We start from the raw sequence: 17,575 nt of genomic DNA on the forward strand, positions 1-17,575 counted from the left end.
ATGACTCGCCGCTCCCTTGCACCCAGAACCGTTGCCCGCCTGGCGCCGGCCGCCCTGGCCGTGCTGCTGGTTCAGGGCTGCGTGTCGATGGCCCCGCAATACGACCGCCCGGCGCTGCCGGTGGCGGCCACCTATGCCGCCGAGACAGCCGGGCCCGCCTCTGCCGCGCCGGCGTCGACGCCGGCCGCGCAGGTCGACTGGCGCGACTACTTTTCGGACCCCACCTTGCAAGGCCTGATCGGGGAGGCGCTGGCGCATAACCGCGACCTGCGCGTGGCACTGCTGCGGGTCGAAGAGGCGCGCGCGCTCTACGGCATCCAGCGCGCCGACCAGTTCCCAACGATCGGTGTGCAAGCCGAAGGCACCCGTGCCCGCACGCCGGGCGACCTGAACCTGACCGGCCGGCCCCAGGTGGCCAGCCAGTATCAGGCCGGCGTGGGCATGGCGACCTGGGAGCTGGACTTCTGGGGCCGCGTCCGCAGCCTGAAGGACGCCGCGCTGGAAAACTACCTGGCCTCCGATGCCGCCGCCCGCGCCGCCACGCTCAGCCTGGTCACCCAGGTGGCCGACAGCTACCTGTCGCTGCGCGAGCTGGACGAACGCCTGGCGCTGACCCGCGCCACGATTGCGTCGCGCGAGGAATCCCTGCGCATCTTCCGCCGCCGCTACGAAGTCGGATCGATCTCCAAGCTGGACCTGACCCAGGTGGAAACGCTGTGGCAACAGGCCCGCGCGCTGGGCGCCGACCTGGAGCAGGCCCGCGCCACCCAGGCCCACGCCCTGGAACTGCTGGTGGGCAAGCCGCTGGACCTGCCCCTGCCGCAGGCCGGCCTGGACGATGACGCGGTGATGCGCGACCTGCCGGCCGGGTTGCCGTCGGACCTGCTGGCCAACCGCCCCGACATCGTCGCGGCCGAACACCAGCTGCGCGCCGCCAACGCCAACATCGGCGCGGCCCGCGCCGCGTTCTTTCCCCGCATCACGCTGACGGGCGCCTTCGGCACTGCCAGCGCCGAACTCGACGGCCTGTTCGGCAGCGGCAGCCGCGCGTGGAACTTCACGCCCAGCCTGGACCTGCCGATCTTCGATGCCGGTCGCCGCAGCGCCAACCTGGACCTGGCCGAAGTCCGCCGCGACCAGGCCGTGGCCGGCTACGAGCAATCCATCCAGAGTGCGTTCAAGGACGTCTCGGACGCGCTGTCGGCGCGCCGCTGGCTGGCAGAGCAGGTGCAGGTACTGCGCGCCACCGTGGCCGCCCAGGCCGAACGCGCGCGCCTGGCCAAGTTGCGCTATGACCATGGCGCCTCGCCCTACCTGGAAGTGCTGGACGCCCAGCGCGACCTGCTGGCGGCGCAGCAGACGCTGGTGCAGACCCGCCGCGCGCTTCTGTCGGCCCGCGTCGGCCTTTATGCCGCGCTGGGCGGCGGCACCCAGGCGCCCGCCACGCCCTCCTCGATACCCCCCGGAAACGCATCATGAAGCTGCCTACCCGACAACTGATTCCCGTCCTGATCGTCCTGGCTGTCGCCGCCGCCGGCTATGGCGGTTGGCGCATGCTGTCCGACCGCGGCCCCGGCGAAGGCTTCATCAGCGGCAACGGCCGCATCGAAGCCACCGAGATCGACGTCGCCACCAAACTGGCCGGCCGGGTGCAGGACGTACTGGCTGCCGAAGGCGAATTCGTCGCCGCGGGCCAGCCGCTGGCGCGGATGCAGATCGACACGCTGACGGCACAGCGCGAAGAAGCCCGCGCCCAGCACCAGCAGGCCATCAACAACGCCGCCAGCGCCAGCGCGCAGATCGCACAGCGCGAAAGCGACAAACTCGCCGCCGAAGCCGTGGTGGTGCAGCGTGAAAGCGAACTGGACGCCGCCCGCCGCCGGCTGGCGCGTTCGGAAACGCTGTCGCGCGAAGGCGCCTCGTCGATCCAGGAACTGGACGATGACCGCGCCCGTGTCCGCAGCGCCCAGGCCGCCGTCCACGCGGCGCGAGCGCAAGTCAAAGCGGCCCAGGCGGCCATCGATGCGGCCCGCGCCGCCCAGGTGGGCGGGCAGTCGGCCGTGAACGCCGCGCAGGCGACCATTGCCCGCATCGATGCCGACATCGCCGACAGCGAACTGCGCGCCCCGCGCGCCGGCCGGGTGCAATACCGCGTGGCGCAGGCCGGCGAAGTGCTGGGCGCCGGCGGCAAGGTACTGAACATGGTGGACCTGGCCGATGTCTACATGACCTTCTTCCTGCCCGAACAGGCCGCGGGCCGCGTGGCGCTGGGCCAGGACGTGCGCATCATCCTGGACGCCGCGCCGCAATACGTGATTCCGGCCAAGGTGTCGTTCGTGGCCAGCACAGCACAGTTCACGCCCAAGACGGTAGAGACCGCCACCGAACGCCAGAAGCTGATGTTCCGCGTCAAGGCGCAGATCGACCCCGCGCTGCTGCAGCAGCACCTGACCCAGGTCAAGACCGGCCTGCCCGGCATGGCCTGGCTGAAGCTGGACGGCAACGCCGCCTGGCCCGCCACGCTTGAAGTCAAGGTGCCCTGATGCCCACCGCCACGACAGCGTCGTCCCCCGCCCCGGTGGTGCAGCTGTCGGGAGTGGCGTTGCATTACGGCAAGACCGTGGCGCTGGACGGCATCACGCTGGACATCCCCGCAGGCTGCATGGTGGGCCTGATCGGCCCCGACGGCGTGGGCAAGTCGAGCCTGCTGGCCCTGGTGGCCGGCTCACGCGCGGTGCAGGCCGGCACGGTGCGGGTGCTGGACGGCGACATGGCCAGCAAGCGCCACCGCGATGACGTCTGCCCGCGCATCGCCTACATGCCACAGGGGCTGGGCAAGAACCTGTACCCCACCCTGTCGGTGGAGGAAAACCTGCAATTCTTCGGCCGCCTGTTCGGCCATGGCGAGGCCGAGCGGCGCCGCCGCATCGACAGCCTGACCCGCAGCACCGGCATGGACGCCTTCCTGTCGCGGCCCGCGGGCAAGCTGTCCGGCGGCATGAAGCAGAAACTGGGACTGTGCTGCGCCCTGATCCATGACCCCGACCTGCTGATCCTGGACGAACCCACCACCGGCGTCGACCCGCTGGCGCGCGCCCAGTTCTGGGACCTGATCAACCAGATCCGCCGCGAACGCCGCGGCATGAGCGTCATCGTCGCCACCGCCTACATGGACGAGGCGCAGCGCTTTGACTGGCTGATCGCCATGGACGAAGGCCGCGTGCTGGCCACCGGCACGCCTGACGAACTGCGCGCCCGCACCGGCACGGACTCGCTGGAAGCCGCGTTCATCGCCTTGCTGCCCGAGGAAAAGCGGCGCGGTCACCAACCCGTGGAAATCACGCCGCTGGCGCTGGACGACAACGCGCCCATCGCCATCGAGGCGCGCGACCTGACCATGCGCTTTGGCGAATTCGTGGCGGTGGACCATGTCAACTTCCGCATCCGCAAGGGCGAAATCTTCGGCTTCCTGGGTTCGAACGGCTGCGGCAAGTCCACCACGATGAAGATGCTGACCGGCCTGCTGCCGGCCAGCGAGGGCCAGGCCTGGCTGTTCGGCGCCGAGGTCGACCCCAGGAACATCGACACGCGCCGCCGCGTCGGCTACATGTCGCAGGCGTTCTCGCTGTATGGCGAACTGACCGTGCGGCAGAACCTGGTGCTGCACGCGCGGCTGTTCCACGTACCCGAGGCGGACATCCCCGCCCGCGTCGACGAGATGGTGGCGCGCTTTGACCTGGCCGACGCCCTGGACGAACTGCCGGAAAAGCTGCCCATGGGCGTGCGCCAGCGCCTGTCGCTGGCCGTGGCCATGGTGCACAAGCCCGAACTGCTGATCCTGGACGAACCCACCTCCGGCGTGGACCCGGTGGCGCGCGACAACTTCTGGCGCCTGCTGATCGCACTGGCGCGGCAGGACCAGGTCACGATCTTCATTTCCACCCACTTCATGAATGAGGCCCAGCGCTGCGACCGCATGTCGCTGATGCACGCGGGCAAGGTGCTGGTGAGCGCTTCGCCGGACGAGATCATCCGGCTGCGCGGCGCCCGGACGCTGGAAGAGGCCTTCATTGCCTACCTGATCGATGCCGGAGCGGGCACGCAGCCGGGCAAGGCCGCGGCGCCATCGGCGCAGCCGGTGGCCGCCAGGGCGGAGAACGCCGCGCCCGCCGCCCCGCCAGCGCGCGAGGCCCCCGGCAACGCCCACCCCGACCATCGCGGCTTCAACCTGCAACGCATGTTCAGCTACATGTGGCGCGAAGCGCTGGAACTGCGCCGCGACCCGGTGCGCGCCACGCTGGCGCTGGCCGGCTCGCTGCTGCTGATGTTCGTCATCGGCTTTGGCATCAGCCTGGACGTGGAAGACCTGCGCTACGCGGTGATGGACCGCGACCAGACCACGCTGAGCCAGAACTACAGCCTGAACCTGGCCGGCTCGCGCTACTTCATCGAGCAGCCGCCCATCGCCGACTACCAGGACATGGATGCGCGCATGCGCAGCGGCGAGCTGTCGCTGGCGATCGAGATTCCGCAAGGTTTTGCGCGCGACGCCGAACGCGGCCGCCACGCGCAGATCGGCGTGTGGATCGACGGCGCCATGCCGCAACGCGCCGAGACGATTCGCGGCTACGTCCTGGGCATGCACCAGGGCTGGCTGCAGCAGCAGGCGCGCGAACGGCTGGGCGCGGGCGCCACGCCGCCCTTCAGCATCGAAACCCGCTTTCGCTACAACCCCGACGTGCGCAGCCTGCCCGCCATGGTGCCGGCCGTGATCCCGCTGCTGCTCCTGATGATGCCGGCGATGCTGACCGCGCTGGCGGTGGTGCGCGAAAAGGAACTGGGCTCGATCATCAACCTGTACGTCACGCCGGTGACGCGGCTGGAATTCCTGCTGGGCAAGCAGGGGCCGTACGTGGCGCTGGCGATGCTGAACTTCCTGCTGATGACGCTGCTGGCGGTGACGCTGTTCGGCGTGCCCATCACCGGCAGCTTCCTGACCTTGCTGGCCGCCGCGCTGATCTACAACGTGGTCGCCACCGCCATCGGCCTGTTGGCCTCGACCTTCACCCGCAGCCAGATCGCGGCGCTGTTCTTCACCATGATCGGCACGCTGGTGCCGGCCGTGCAGTTCGCCGGGCTGCTCAATCCGGTGTCGTCGCTGGAAGGCGGCGGCAAGCTGATCGGCGAGGTCTACCCCGCCACCCACATGCTCACCATCAGCCGCGGCGTCTTCAGCAAGGCGCTGGACTTCTCGAACCTGCAAGGCGCGTTCTGGCCCTTGCTGGTCGCGATTCCCGTCATCCTGGGCGCGTCGGTGCTGTTGTTGAAGAAGCAGGAGACCTGACCATGCTGCGACATGCCGCCAATATCTTCCGGCTGGGCGTGAAAGAGCTCTGGAGCCTGGCGCGCGATCCGATGATGCTGGTGCTGATCGGCGTGTCGTTCACGCTGATGATCTACACCGCTGCCACGGCCGTGCCCGAATCGCTGCACAACGCCGCCATCGCCGTGGTCGACGAAGACGTATCGCCCCTGTCCTCGCGCATCGCATCGGCGTTCTATCCGCCGCACTTCACCCGGCCGCAGATGATCGATTCGGCCGAGGCCGACGCCGGCATGGACGCCGGGCGCTATACCTTTGCCGTCAACATCCCGCCGAATTTCCAGCGCGACGTGCTGGCGGGCCGCCCCGCGCAGATCCAGCTGAACGTGGACGCCACCCGCATGAGCCAGGCGTTCACGGGCAGCAACTACATCCAGCAGATCATCACCGACGAGATCAACGAATTCGTGCAGCGCTACCGCAAGCCGACCGAGCTTGCGGTGGACCTGGCGGTGCGCATGCGTTTCAACCCGAACCTGACGCAGGCGTGGTTCGGCAGCCTGATGGAGATCATCAACAACGTCACGATGCTGTCCATCATCCTGACCGGCGCCGCATTGATCCGCGAGCGCGAACACGGCACCATCGAGCACCTGCTGGTGATGCCTGTAACACCGACCGAGATCATGCTGGCGAAAGTCTGGTCGATGGGGCTGGTCGTACTGGTGTCCGCTGCGCTATCGTTGACGTTCATCGTGCGCGGCCTGTTGCAGGTGCCGGTCGAAGGATCCGTCGCGCTATTTCTGGTCGGCGTGGCGCTGCACCTGTTTGCCACCACCGCCATGGGCATCTTCATGGCAACCCTGGCGCGCAGCATGCCGCAGTTCGGCATGCTGCTGGTGCTGGTGCTGCTGCCCTTGCAGATGCTCTCCGGCGGCACCACGCCGCGCGAAAGCATGCCCGACTTCGTGCAGCACATCATGCTGGCCGCCCCCACCACCCACTTCGTGGAACTCGGCCAGGCCATTCTCTTTCGCGGCGCGGGATTCAGCGTCGTCTGGAAACCGTTCCTGGCGCTGGCGCTGATCGGCAGCGTCCTGTTCGCCTTCTCGTTGACGCGCTTTCGCAAGACCCTCAGCCAGATGGCGTGAGGCCTGTGTATTCGTTGGCCCTTATCACTCTCTTAAAAGGACGCATGATGAAGAAGACAACCGCCCCCACGCCCCCGGACCTCGCCGGCGCCAATGTCGCCTACTGCAAACGCCTGGCCGAACTGGCCCAGGAAAGCCAGCAGCGCTGGCTGCAACTGAGCCAACGCCTGGCCGGCGACACCGCAGGCCAGTACTTTGCCTCGTTCGGACCGCTGAAGGTCGACGGCAACTGGCAGAGCATCGCCCCGGCCCTGGGCGAAGCCACGCGCAAGCACTGGCAATGCCAACTCGAAGCCAGCCAGGCCATCACCCATGCCGCGCTCGAAGACCAGGCGGCCCTGGCCGCCGGCGTCAGCGAGGCCTTCAGCGGCTGGCTCAGCAACGCCTCGGCCGCCGCCACGGGCGGCCTGTCGGCCTCGCCGCTGACGCGCATGTGGTCCAGCTTTTCCGAGCAGATGACCTCGGCGTGCTCGGCCATGCAGGAAGCCACGCAAGTCGGGGCGCGCCATGGCCGCTAAGCGCACGGCCCTGGTCACCGGCGGCGCGGGGTGCCTGGGCCGCGCCATCGCCCGCGCGCTGCACGACGCCGGCCACGACGTCATCGTCACGTACCACTCCAGCGAAGAGGCCTCGCGCGCCTGGCTGGCCGAGGAAGCCGCGCAGGGCCGGCACTTTGACATGGTCAAGGTGGACGTGGCCGACTATGCCTCGTGCCAGGCGCTGGCCCGGCGCCTGGAAGATGACGGCCGCCAGATCGACATCCTGGTCAACAACGCCGGCATCACGCGCGACGCCAGCCTGCGCAAGATGAGCTACGAAAACTGGACCGAGGTCATGCGCAGCAACCTCGATTCCATGTTCAACATGACGCAGCCGCTGTGCGGACCGATGGCCGACCGCGGCTGGGGCCGCATCATCAACATCTCGTCGGTGAACGGGTCCAAGGGGGCATTCGGACAGACCAACTACGCGGCCTCCAAGGCCGGTATCCACGGGTTCACCAAGGCCCTGGCGCTGGAACTGGCCAAGAAGAACGTCACGGTCAATACCGTGTCGCCGGGCTACCTGGCCACGGCGATGGTCAAGGCCGTGCCCGAAGACGTATTGAAGGAAAAGATCCTGCCGCAGATTCCGCTGGGACGGCTGGGGGAACCTGATGAAATCGCCGCGCTGGTGGCGTTCATCTGCAGCGATGCGGCGGCGTTCATGACCGGCAGCAATGTCGCCATGAACGGCGGGCAGCATATGTACTGAGGCCTGCTCGCCTGCCTGGAGCACGGGCGCTTGCGATGGCATGCGCCCGTGCGCCGGCTCACGCCGCCGGCGCGCCCAATTCCTCGACCAGGAAATCCACCAGCGCCCGTACCTTGGCCACCATGTGACGGCGCGACGGATACACCGCGTAGACCTCCGTCTGCACGGGCACCCAATCCGGCAGCACCGCCTGCAACGCGCCACTGTCCAGGTCGGCCTGCACATACACGCGCGGCACCAGGCTCACGCCAAACCCTGCCCGCAAGGCATCGCATACCGCCAGGCTGGAGCTGACCTGGTAGCGGCCCCGCGCCGGGATGCGTTCCACCTGCCCCGCGCGCTGGAAAGTCCATTCATCGGCGTGCCCCGACAACGTGAAGCGCACGCATTCCAGGCGCCGCAGGTCGGCGGGCTGGACCGGCACCCCATGCTGCCGGAAATACGCGGGCGCGCCGCACAGCACGTGATCCAGCGTCAGCAGCTTGCGGGCCACCAGGCTGGAGTCTTCCAGCCGGTCGCTGCCGCGGATGGCCACGTCGAAGCCTTCCTTCACCAGATCGATGCGGCGGTCTTCCAGATGCAGGTCCAGCGACAGGCGCGGATAGCGTGCCAGGAATCGCGGCATGGCACCGGCCAGCAACGTCAGGCTGAGCGACAGCGGCGCGCTCACGCGCAGCGTGCCGGCGGGTTCTTGTTGCAGCGGCCCCAGTGACGACTCGGCCTCGTGCAGGTCATCCAGAATGCGGGAGACCTGGTCGTAGTACTGCCGCCCCGCCTCGGTCAGGCTCATGCGGCGGGTGGTGCGATTCAAGAGGCGCGCCGCCACATGGGCTTCGAGTTCGGCGATGTTCTTGCTGACGGCGGCCGGCGACAGCCCCAACTGGCGCGAGGCCGCCGCAAAACCGCCCTGCTCCACCACCTGGCGAAACACCTTGAGGGCGGTGAGATGATCCATGGATTCCCCGGGGATGATCATTCACTGCCAGTGAATGATGTTGCCATTGGAATGGATATTATCGCGGCCAGACGATTCAATTAGCCTGTCGGTATGGATGCCGCGCCCGCGCCCGGCCCGTCTTGCCCTTCCAAGGAATTCTCGCCATGAGCCGCAGCGCTGACCTGCTCCTGACCGCGGTGGCCCCCGCCATCTGGGGCAGCACCTATGTCGTCACCACCTTGATGCTGCCGCAGGGCTACCCGCTGACGGTGGCCATGCTGCGCGCCCTGCCCGCCGGCATCCTGCTGTTGCTGGCCGTGCGGCAACTGCCGCAGGGCATCTGGTGGCTGCGCGCCTTTGTCCTGGGTGCGCTGAACTTCTCGGTGTTCTGGGCGCTGCTGTTCGTGGCCGCCTACCGCCTGCCAGGCGGCGTGGCCGCGACGCTGGGCGCGATCCAGCCGCTGGTGGTCATCCTGCTGGCGCGCGCCTTGCTGGGCTCGCCCGTGCGCGGCCTGGCGGTGCTGGCGGCGCTGGCCGGCATCGGCGGCGTGGCCCTGCTGGTGCTGGGCCCCAAGGCCGCGCTGGACCCTGTCGGTGTGACGGCCGGCCTGTTCAGCGCGGCGTCCATGGCCCTGGGCACCGTGCTCAGCCGCCGCTGGCAGCCGCCGGTGTCGGCGTTGACCTTTACCTCGTGGCAACTGACGGCGGGTGGCGTACTGCTGTTGCCGGTGGCGCTGCTGGCCGAACCGGCCCTGCCGCCGGTCACGGCCCTGAACGTGCTGGGCATCGCCTATCTGGGGCTGATCGGCGCGGCGTTGACCTACGTGATCTGGTTTCGCGGCATCGCCCGGCTGGAACCCGCGGTGGTGTCGTCGCTGGGATTCCTGAGCCCGGTCACCGCCGTGCTGCTGGGCTGGGCACTGCTGGACCAGCGCCTGAGCGCGGCGCAGATGGCCGGCATGGTGATCGTGGTGGGCAGCGTCTGGCTCAGCCAGCACGTGCAGCGCCGCGCCGCAGCTAGTGCCGCAGCTAGTGCCGCAGCCGTTCCAGCAGGAAGTCCACAAACGTGCGCACCCGCAGCGATACGTGGCGCACGTGCGGATAAAGCAGGGTGAACGCGCGCGTTGCACCGCCGAACTGCGGCAACACCTCGACCAGGTCGCCGCGCCGCAGGTCATCCTGCACCGTGAAGCGATAGGCCTGGAACAGCCCCGCGCCATGGCGCGCCAGGCTCACTCCACCCAGCACGTCGCCCGAGCAGCTGGCGCCGCCGGTGGTCGGCACATCGATCTGGCGGCCACCCTGCATGAATATCCACGGAATGTTGCGCCCGGTGCTGGGCAATTCGAACTGGATGCAGTCATGCTGCCGCAGGTCTTCCAGCGTTTGCGGTGTACCCGCGCGCCGCAGGTAGCCGGGCGCGGCCACGAGCACCAGTTCGGCGTCTTCGAGCTTGCGGGCGACGAGATTGGAATCAGGCGGCAGACGTCCTCGAATGGCCAGGTCGTAGCCTTCTTCGGCGAAGTCGATGTTGCGATTGCTGATATGCACGTCGACGTGCACCTGCGGATAGCGCTGGCGAAATTCCCCCAGCAACGGCAGCACGCGATGGTGGGCATAAGGGGTAGGCAGGCTGATGCGCAGCTTGCCGGCCGGTTCGGCCTGCTGGCCGGTGACCTCGCGTTCGGCCTCGGTCAGTAGCGACAGCGCCGAGCGGCACTGCTCCATGTAACGCTGGCCAGCGGCCGTCAGGCCGATCTGGCGGGTAGTGCGCACGAACAGGCGCACGCCCAGCCGCTCTTCCAGCCGCGACACCGACCGGCTCACCGCAGCCGGCGTCACCCCCGCGGCGTTGGCCGCCGCCGTGAAGCTCTGCAATTCCGCCGCCAGGCAGAACAGCTCGACGCTGCCGAGCATGAGGTCTTCAAAACGTCTTTGCATGGATGGCGCGCCTATTCATTACATGGTGTATGCATATATTTTATATTTGGTGTGTTTATCACGTTTGGAGTCATAAGTAGAGTGGGGTTTCCTTCTTTTCATCCCGGAAATCCATCATGTCCAAGCAAGCCAAGACCCTCATCGTGACCGGCGCCTCCAGCGGCATCGGCCTGGCCATCGCCCGCGCCTACCTGGAACGCGGCGACAACGTCGTGGGCAATGCCCGCAGCGCCGAACGCCTGGCACAGGCGGCCCGCCAATTGGGCAACCCGCCGCGCTTTCTGGGCGTGGCCGGCGACATCGGCCAGCCCGACACCGCGCGCCTGTTGTTCGACCGCGCCATCGAAGCCTTCGGCCGCGTCGACGTGCTGGTCAACAACGCCGGCATCTTCATCGCCAAGCCCGTGGGCGACTACACCGTCGACGACGCCGAGGCGCTGTTCAGCACCAACCTGAAGGGTTTTTTCTACCCGTCGCAGCAAGCGGCCGCGCACATGGCGGCGCACGGCGGCGGCCACATCATCAACATCACGGCCAGCATCGGCCTGCAACCGGTGCAGCAAGTGCCGGCGCTGCTGCCGGTACTGGTCAAGGGCGGGCTGAACCAGGCCACCAAGGCGCTGGCGCTGGAACTGGCGCCGCACAACATCCTGGTCAACGCGGTGGCGCCGGGTATCATCGCCACGCCGATGCATGACGGCGGCGACACCGACTTCCTGGATCGGCTGTCGCCGTCCGGCCGCCGTGGCGCGCCGCGCGACGTGGTCGATGCCGTGCTGTACCTGACCGACTCGTCGTTCACGTCCGGCGCCATCATCCCTGTGGACGGCGGCGCCACCGCCGGCCGCTGGTAAGCCTGATCCCACCGGCGCCGGCCGCCACGCCAGCGCCGCTTTCCCCAAGGAGACCGACATGCCGTACATCAACATCCAGATCACCCGCGAAGGCGTCACGCGGGAACAGAAGGCCGAACTCATCAAGGGCGCCACCGACCTGATGGTGCGCGTGCTGGGCAAGGACCCGCAGGCCACCTTCGTCGTCATCGAAGAGGTCGACACCGACAGCTGGGGCGTGGGCGGCGAGACCGTCACGGCGCTGCGCCAGCGCCAACGCGCCGCCAAAGACGCGCCATCGACATAGTCGTATCCATCGATGACAAACTGCCGAAAACCCATGGCGCGGGCCGAGGAAGTGGCCGCGCTGATCGACGAGGCGGCGCGCGCCTAGCGCAGGATGAGCCCTGCGCAGGCTGGCGGGCGCCAGGCAAGGCCATGGCCCCCTCGCCGCGCCGCCGCCTGCATCGCAGGGCCGCACGATATCAGGCAGCACAGCCTTCCCGCTGTGCTGCTTTTTTTGTAACCCGCAAGCCTGTCCCCTTCAGCGAAAAATCGCCCGCTTGCCTATGAAATTCGGGCGTAACGCCCCACCACCCTCACAAACTGATCCGCTTTTTTCAGCGCTTTCTGAATCTGTACTAACTTTCGCCGCCGGCCTACCTTGACGCTACAGGCACCAGCCTGTCCGCGCGCGCCGCCCATCAGCGGTTTTCCCGCGCGGGCCTTGAGTCAGGAAAACCCCGCCATGGATAGCGACGCGCTACTGCTTGCCCGAATACAGTTCGGTTTCACCATCTCTTTTCACATCATCTTTCCCGCCATCACCATCGGGCTGGCCAGCTACCTGGCCGTGCTGGAAGGCTGCTGGCTGCGGACCCGCAACACGGTCTACCGCGACCTCTACCATTTCTGGACCAAGATCTTCGCCGTCAATTTCGGCATGGGGGTCGTGTCCGGCCTGGTGATGGCCTACCAGTTCGGCACCAACTGGAGCTTTTTTTCCGATTTCGCCGGCAGCGTCACCGGACCGTTGCTGGCCTACGAAGTCTTGACCGCCTTCTTCCTGGAAGCCGGCTTTCTGGGCGTGATGTTGTTCGGCTGGTCCCGCGTGGGGCCGGGCCTGCACTTTTTCTCGACCATCATGGTGGCGCTGGGCACGCTGGTGTCCGCCACCTGGATCCTGGCGTCCAACAGCTGGATGCAGACGCCCGCGGGCTACGAGATCCTGGATGGCCGCGTGGTGCCGACCGACTGGCTGGCCGTGATCTTCAACCCGTCCTTTCCCTACCGCCTGGCGCACATGGGCATCGCCGCCTTCCTGGCCACCGCGCTCATGGTGGGCGCCTCCGGCGCCTGGCACCTGCTGCGCGGCGACCGCAGCCCGGCCGTGAAGAAGATGTTCGCGATGGCGATGGCCATGCTGGCGATATCGGCGCCGCTGCAAGCCGTGGTGGGCGACTTCCATGGCCTGAACACCCTCAAGCATCAACCGGCCAAGATCGCCGCCATCGAAGGCCACTGGGACAACGAACCCGGTGCGGGCGTGCCGCTGACGCTGTTCGGCATTCCCGACATGGAACGCGAAGAAACCCGCTACGCGCTCAACATTCCCCGTCTGGGCAGCCTGATCCTGACCCACAGCTGGGACGGCCAGCTTCCCGGCCTGAAGTCGTATCCGCCCGAAGATCGGCCCAACGCCACCGTGGTGTTCTGGTCATTCCGCGTGATGGCCGGGCTGGGCATGCTGATGATCGCCCTGGCGGCCTGGGCGCTGTGGGCGCGCTGGCGCGGCAAGCTGTACCAGTCGCGGGCCTTGCAGCGTTTTGCGCTGTGGATGGGCCCATCCGGCCTGGTGGCGATGCTGGCGGGCTGGTACGTCACCGAGATCGGCCGCCAGCCGTGGATCGTCTACGGCGTGATGCGCACGGCCGATGCCGCCACCCGCCATGGCATCGGCGAACTGACGCTGACCCTGGCGCTGTTCGTGGTCGTGTACCTGTTCGTGTTCGGCGCCGGCGTGTCGTACATGCTGCGCCTGATCCGCATGGGCCCGACCCCGGCGCCCGGCCATGCGCCCCTGTCCGGCGGGCCGGGCGAACCGCGCCAACCCTCGCGGCCGCTGTCGGCCGCCTCCACCACGGCGGACGTCCCGTCCGCCTCACGCAACGCCACGGGAGCCTGACGCCATGGGTATCGATCTTGCACTGATATGGGCCGTCATCATCCTGTTCGGCGTGATGATGTACGTGGTGATGGACGGCTTCGACCTGGGCATCGGCATCCTGTTCCCGCTGGTCAACGATGCCGAGGAACGCGACGTGATGGTCAACACCGTGGCGCCCGTGTGGGACGGCAACGAGACCTGGCTGGTGCTGGGCGGCGCGGGCCTGCTGGCCGCGTTTCCGCTGGCCTACTCCGTGATTCTCAGCGCGCTGCACCTGCCGCTGGTGTTCATGCTGCTGGGGCTGATCTTTCGCGGCGTGGCGTTCGAATTCCGCTTCAAGGCGGACCCGCACCATCGCCCGCTGTGGGACCGTGCGTTCGTGCTGGGCTCGTTGTGCGCGACGTTCTTCCAGGGCGTGACGCTGGGCGCCTACATCGAAGGCATTCCGGTCGTGGACCGCGCGTATCACGGCGGCGCATGGGACTGGATCAGCCCGTTCTCGCTGTTCACCGGCGTGGGCCTGGTAGTGGCCTATGCGCTGCTGGGCTGCACCTGGCTGATCATGAAGACCGAAGGCCGCCTGCACCGCCACATGTGCGCGCTGGCCCGGCCGCTGACGCTGGCGCTGCTGGCCGTGATCGCCGCGCTCAGCCTGTGGACGCCGCTGGCGCAGCCGCAGATCGCGCAGCGCTGGTTCAGCCTGCCGAACATGTTCTGGTTCCTGCCCGTGCCGCTGCTGGTGGCCGCCGCCGGCTTCGACCTGGTGCGGCGCGTGCGCGGCACGCCCAACGCCGGTCCCTTCGTGCTGGCGCTGTGCCTGGTGTTCCTGGGTTACAGCGGCCTGGGCATCAGCATCTGGCCCGCCGTGATTCCGCCCGACGTGTCCATCTGGACCGCCGCCGCGCCGCCGCAAAGCCTGGGCTTTGCGCTAGTCGGGGCGCTGGCCATCATTCCGATTATCCTGATGTACACCGCCTGGTCCTACTACGTGTTCCGCGGCAAGGTACGCACGGGCGAGGAGTTCCATTGATGCACGCTCGCACACCCCCCACCACGTGGCGCAGCCGGCTGTTGTGGCTGGCGCTGATCTGGGCCGGCAGCGTGGCGGCGCTGGGCGTGACCGCCTGCGCCCTGCGCCTGGTCATGCGCGCCATCGGCATGTCGACCTGATTCCCCGCCTTTCACGGACCCGCCATGAAACGCTATGAACGCCTGACCGAAGACATCACCGCCTCGATCCTCTCGGGCCTGTTGCAGGCGGGCGACCGCCTGCCCTCGGTGCGCCAGACCAGCGCCAGCCGCGGGGTCAGCCCGTCGACGGTGTTCAAGGCCTACTACCTGCTGGAAGCGCGCGGCCTGATCCGCGCGCGTGATCGCTCGGGCTACTACGTGCTGCGCACGCCGCACGCCGCGCTGCCCGAACCCGACGCCCTGTCCAGCGCCAGCGCGGGCCGCCATCCGGTGGACGTCAGCGACAACGTACTGCAAGTGCTCAATGCCACCCTGCGGCGCGACATGCTGCCGTTCGGCTCGGCCTTTCCCAGCCCGTCGCTATTGCCCTACGGCCGGCTGGCCAAGTTCATGGCCGCCACCGTGCAACAGCTGGACCCCTGGAGTTCCATCGACGACCTCAGCCCGGGCGATGCCGCGCTGCGCCGCGCCATCGCGCTGCGCTACCTGGCCGACGGCCTGACGGTGCCGGTCGACGACATCATCATCACCAATGGCGCGCTGGACGCGCTGAACCTGTCGCTGGCCGCCGTGACGCAGCCGGGCGATGCCGTCATCGTCGAATCGCCCACCTTCTACGCCGCGCTGCAATCGCTGGAACGCAACCAGCTGCACGCCATCGAAGTGGCCACGCATCCGCGCGAAGGCATCGACCTGCAAGCCCTGGAGCAGGCCATCGTGCAGCACAAGCCGCGCGCCTGCTGGTTGATGACCACCTTCCAGAACCCCCTGGGCAGCCTGATGCCCGAGGCCAAGAAAGAAGCGCTGGTGCGGCTCTTGACCGAACACGGCGTGGCCCTGATCGAAGACGACGTCTACGGCGAGCTCTACTTTGGCGACACCCGCCCGCGCCCCGCCAAGGCCTTCGACCGCGAAGGCATCGTGATGCATTGCTCGTCGTTCTCGAAAACGCTGGCGCCGGGTTACCGCGTGGGTTGGGTGGCGGCCGGGCGCTACACCCGAGCCATCATGCGCAACAAGCTCACCACCAGCCTGGCCACCGCCGCGCCTACCCAAGCCGCCATTGCCGCCTATCTGGCCCAGGGCGGCTACGACCGGCACCTGCGCCACTTCCGCCAGACACTGGCGCTGCAGCAGGGCGAAGTCCTTCAGGCCGTGGCGCGCTACTTTCCGAAAGGCACGCGCGCCACGCGGCCGCTGGGCGGCTACTTCACCTGGGTGGAACTGCCCGCCCACATCGACACCTTGCGGCTGCACCGCGCCGCGTTGGACCACGGCATCAGCATCGCGCCGGGGCCGCTGTTCTCGTCGTCGGGCGCCTTCGGCAACTTCCTGCGCCTGAACTACGGACACCCCTGGAATGCCGAGATGGAACAGGGCATGGCCACCCTGGGCAAGCTGATGGGGACATGAAATTCGCCATCTTGATACAGATAGAAACCCCACCCTGACGCACATCCCTTAGAGTGCGAAGCCTTCGACATCCGGACGGTGCCGCGTCGCGGCGCGTTTCTCATGACTGCTTCGTTCCCCCGAGTTTTGCCGCGTTACGCGCTGGGTTGCTACCTGGGCGCCGCGGCCCTGCTGTATCTGTTCTGCGCCCAACTGCTGGCCGCGATCGACATCTGGCTGCTGCCCCGCAGCCTGCTGGTCGAAATGCTGCGCTACCGCGCCATGTGGCTGGTGTTCTTCCTGACGCTGCCCACCGTCGGCTACCTGCTGTGGCGCGGATCGGACCTGGTCGCGTGGTGGCGCGCCCCGGCCGCAATCACGCTTGACGACCACGCGCTGCACCTTGGCACACGCACCGTGCCCTACGCCGACATCGCGTCGATGCGCCACCTGCACAACCGCGACCATCTGCTGCTGACCCTGCACGGCGGCGAACGCATCCGGCTGCGCCTGGCGATCTGGCAAGACGCCTACGAACTGGCCGAGCACCTGGAAGACGCGGTGGGCGGCAATCTCGAAGCCGACACCCACCGCAAGCTGCAGGCCGGCGCCACCGTGGCGTTCGGCCCGCTGGGCATGAACGCCGCCGGCCTGGTGCACAAGGGCCAGCAGATTCCCTGGACCGCCATCGACACCATCCGCACGCAATCGGACAGCGAAGGCATGGAAACCGACGAGACGCTGATCATCGTCGCGCGGGGCAAGACCCACAAGATCGACCGGTCCAAGATCGTCAATGAGCCGGTGATGCTTGCCTGTCTGCGCCAATACCTGCCCGGCGCCTGACTTCGATTCCGCCCCCTTTACAGGGCGGCCCCTTCCCCTTTTGCGCAGCCTCGATATGGAAATCTACAGCTCCAACGCCCAACAATCCCAAACGCTGGCCGACCGCCCGGTGTTTTTCTCCCGCAACCGCCTGATTGCCGGTGCGATCATCTGGACGGTGGCCGCGGGGGTCTTCGGCTTTTTGGCCGCGCGGTCGCGCGACAGCATGGGCGCACTGGCGTTCTTCGGCGCCATCGCCGCCATCGGCGTCTGGCTGGTCATCAGATGCCTGAAGCGCGCCTTCAGCCCGCCCACGCCCGTCATCACCTTCACCCGCGACGGGCTGAAGATCACCGACGGCACCGTCGTGCCGTGGCACGCCATCAACGAGAACACCTACGTCAACCAAAGCTACGTCGGTATCCCGATCGCCAAGCAGATCCAGTTGAAGACCTCGCTGCCCAATCGCAAGCGCGTGCTGATCCAGGCCATGGCGCTGGAGATCAACGGCGACGAATACCTGGCCTTGTGCGACGCCTACCAGGCGCGTTGACCGACACT

General features: G+C 67.7%; 17 protein-coding genes. 15 read left to right on the forward strand and 2 right to left on the reverse strand.

What is annotated here, in order from left to right; all coding sequences use genetic code 11:
* The 6 genes from ACUDP5_RS25850 to phbB are packed head-to-tail and all read left to right on the forward strand — an operon-like array spanning position 1 to position 7,728.
* Positions 1–1,479, forward strand: a complete 1,479-nt coding sequence (locus tag ACUDP5_RS25850) for an efflux transporter outer membrane subunit (RefSeq protein WP_445657554.1) — start codon at positions 1–3, stop codon at positions 1,477–1,479.
* Positions 1,476–2,543: an HlyD family secretion protein gene (locus ACUDP5_RS25855; protein WP_445657555.1), complete on the forward strand. Its 1,068-nt coding sequence runs from the start codon at positions 1,476–1,478 to the stop codon at positions 2,541–2,543. The genes ACUDP5_RS25850 and ACUDP5_RS25855 overlap by 4 nt, the downstream gene beginning before the upstream one ends.
* Positions 2,543–5,344, forward strand: coding sequence for a ribosome-associated ATPase/putative transporter RbbA (gene rbbA / locus ACUDP5_RS25860; RefSeq protein WP_445657556.1), 2,802 nt, complete (start codon positions 2,543–2,545; stop codon positions 5,342–5,344). The genes ACUDP5_RS25855 and rbbA overlap by 1 nt, the downstream gene beginning before the upstream one ends.
* Positions 5,345–5,346: 2 nt before the next feature.
* Positions 5,347–6,474 carry an ABC transporter permease gene (locus ACUDP5_RS25865; protein ID WP_263909516.1) on the forward strand — a complete coding sequence of 376 codons (1,128 nt, stop codon included), beginning with the start codon at positions 5,347–5,349 and terminating at the stop codon, positions 6,472–6,474.
* Between the two features lie 44 nt (positions 6,475–6,518).
* Complete coding sequence (locus tag ACUDP5_RS25870) at positions 6,519–6,992, forward strand: hypothetical protein (RefSeq protein WP_445657557.1); 474 nt, start codon at positions 6,519–6,521, stop codon at positions 6,990–6,992.
* Positions 6,982–7,728, forward strand: a complete 747-nt coding sequence (gene phbB, locus ACUDP5_RS25875; RefSeq protein WP_445657558.1) for an acetoacetyl-CoA reductase — start codon at positions 6,982–6,984, stop codon at positions 7,726–7,728. The genes ACUDP5_RS25870 and phbB overlap by 11 nt, the downstream gene beginning before the upstream one ends.
* 58 nt (positions 7,729–7,786) lie before the next feature.
* Here the strand turns inward: phbB and ACUDP5_RS25880 are convergent, their stop codons facing one another.
* Positions 7,787–8,683, reverse strand: a complete 897-nt coding sequence (locus ACUDP5_RS25880; RefSeq protein WP_263909511.1) for a LysR family transcriptional regulator — start codon at positions 8,681–8,683, stop codon at positions 7,787–7,789.
* A gap of 146 nt (positions 8,684–8,829) precedes the next feature.
* On the opposite strand from ACUDP5_RS25880, the gene ACUDP5_RS25885 reads away from it, so the two are divergent.
* Positions 8,830–9,780 (forward strand): EamA family transporter, encoded by a 951-nt coding sequence (locus ACUDP5_RS25885; RefSeq protein ID WP_445657559.1) that lies wholly within the window; start codon positions 8,830–8,832, stop codon positions 9,778–9,780.
* On the opposite strand, the gene ACUDP5_RS25890 is transcribed toward ACUDP5_RS25885, so the two are convergent.
* Positions 9,695–10,606: a LysR family transcriptional regulator gene (locus ACUDP5_RS25890; RefSeq protein ID WP_263909508.1), complete on the reverse strand. Its 912-nt coding sequence runs from the start codon at positions 10,604–10,606 to the stop codon at positions 9,695–9,697. The genes ACUDP5_RS25885 and ACUDP5_RS25890 overlap by 86 nt on opposite strands.
* 116 nt (positions 10,607–10,722) lie before the next feature.
* On the opposite strand from ACUDP5_RS25890, the gene ACUDP5_RS25895 reads away from it, so the two are divergent.
* The 8 genes from ACUDP5_RS25895 (at position 10,723) to ACUDP5_RS25930 (ending at position 17,567) form a co-directional block, all read left to right on the forward strand.
* Entirely contained in the window at positions 10,723–11,460 is a 738-nt protein-coding gene (locus tag ACUDP5_RS25895; RefSeq protein ID WP_445657560.1) for an SDR family NAD(P)-dependent oxidoreductase, read from the forward strand.
* A gap of 58 nt (positions 11,461–11,518) precedes the next feature.
* Positions 11,519–11,746, forward strand: coding sequence for a tautomerase family protein (locus ACUDP5_RS25900; RefSeq protein ID WP_263909504.1), 228 nt, complete (start codon positions 11,519–11,521; stop codon positions 11,744–11,746).
* 441 nt (positions 11,747–12,187) lie between these two features.
* Positions 12,188–13,624 carry a cytochrome ubiquinol oxidase subunit I gene (locus ACUDP5_RS25905; RefSeq protein WP_445657561.1) on the forward strand — a complete coding sequence of 479 codons (1,437 nt, stop codon included), beginning with the start codon at positions 12,188–12,190 and terminating at the stop codon, positions 13,622–13,624.
* A gap of 4 nt (positions 13,625–13,628) precedes the next feature.
* Positions 13,629–14,636, forward strand: a complete 1,008-nt coding sequence (cydB, locus tag ACUDP5_RS25910) for a cytochrome d ubiquinol oxidase subunit II (RefSeq protein ID WP_263909498.1) — start codon at positions 13,629–13,631, stop codon at positions 14,634–14,636.
* Entirely contained in the window at positions 14,636–14,776 is a 141-nt protein-coding gene (locus ACUDP5_RS25915) for a DUF2474 domain-containing protein (protein ID WP_445657562.1), read from the forward strand. The genes cydB and ACUDP5_RS25915 overlap by 1 nt, the downstream gene beginning before the upstream one ends.
* Before the next feature lie 24 nt (positions 14,777–14,800).
* A complete protein-coding gene (locus tag ACUDP5_RS25920; RefSeq protein ID WP_263909494.1) occupies positions 14,801–16,210 on the forward strand; it encodes an aminotransferase-like domain-containing protein in 1,410 nt (469 codons plus the stop codon).
* Between the two features lie 102 nt (positions 16,211–16,312).
* Positions 16,313–17,035 carry a hypothetical protein gene (locus tag ACUDP5_RS25925; RefSeq protein WP_263909492.1) on the forward strand — a complete coding sequence of 241 codons (723 nt, stop codon included), beginning with the start codon at positions 16,313–16,315 and terminating at the stop codon, positions 17,033–17,035.
* Positions 17,036–17,090: 55 nt separating this feature from the next.
* On the forward strand, positions 17,091–17,567 hold the full coding sequence (locus ACUDP5_RS25930; protein ID WP_263909490.1) for a hypothetical protein: 477 nt from the start codon (positions 17,091–17,093) through the stop codon (positions 17,565–17,567).
* The last annotated feature ends 8 nt before the right edge of the window (positions 17,568–17,575 follow it).

It is taken from the genome of Achromobacter sp. NCFB-sbj8-Ac1-l (assembly GCF_052695805.1).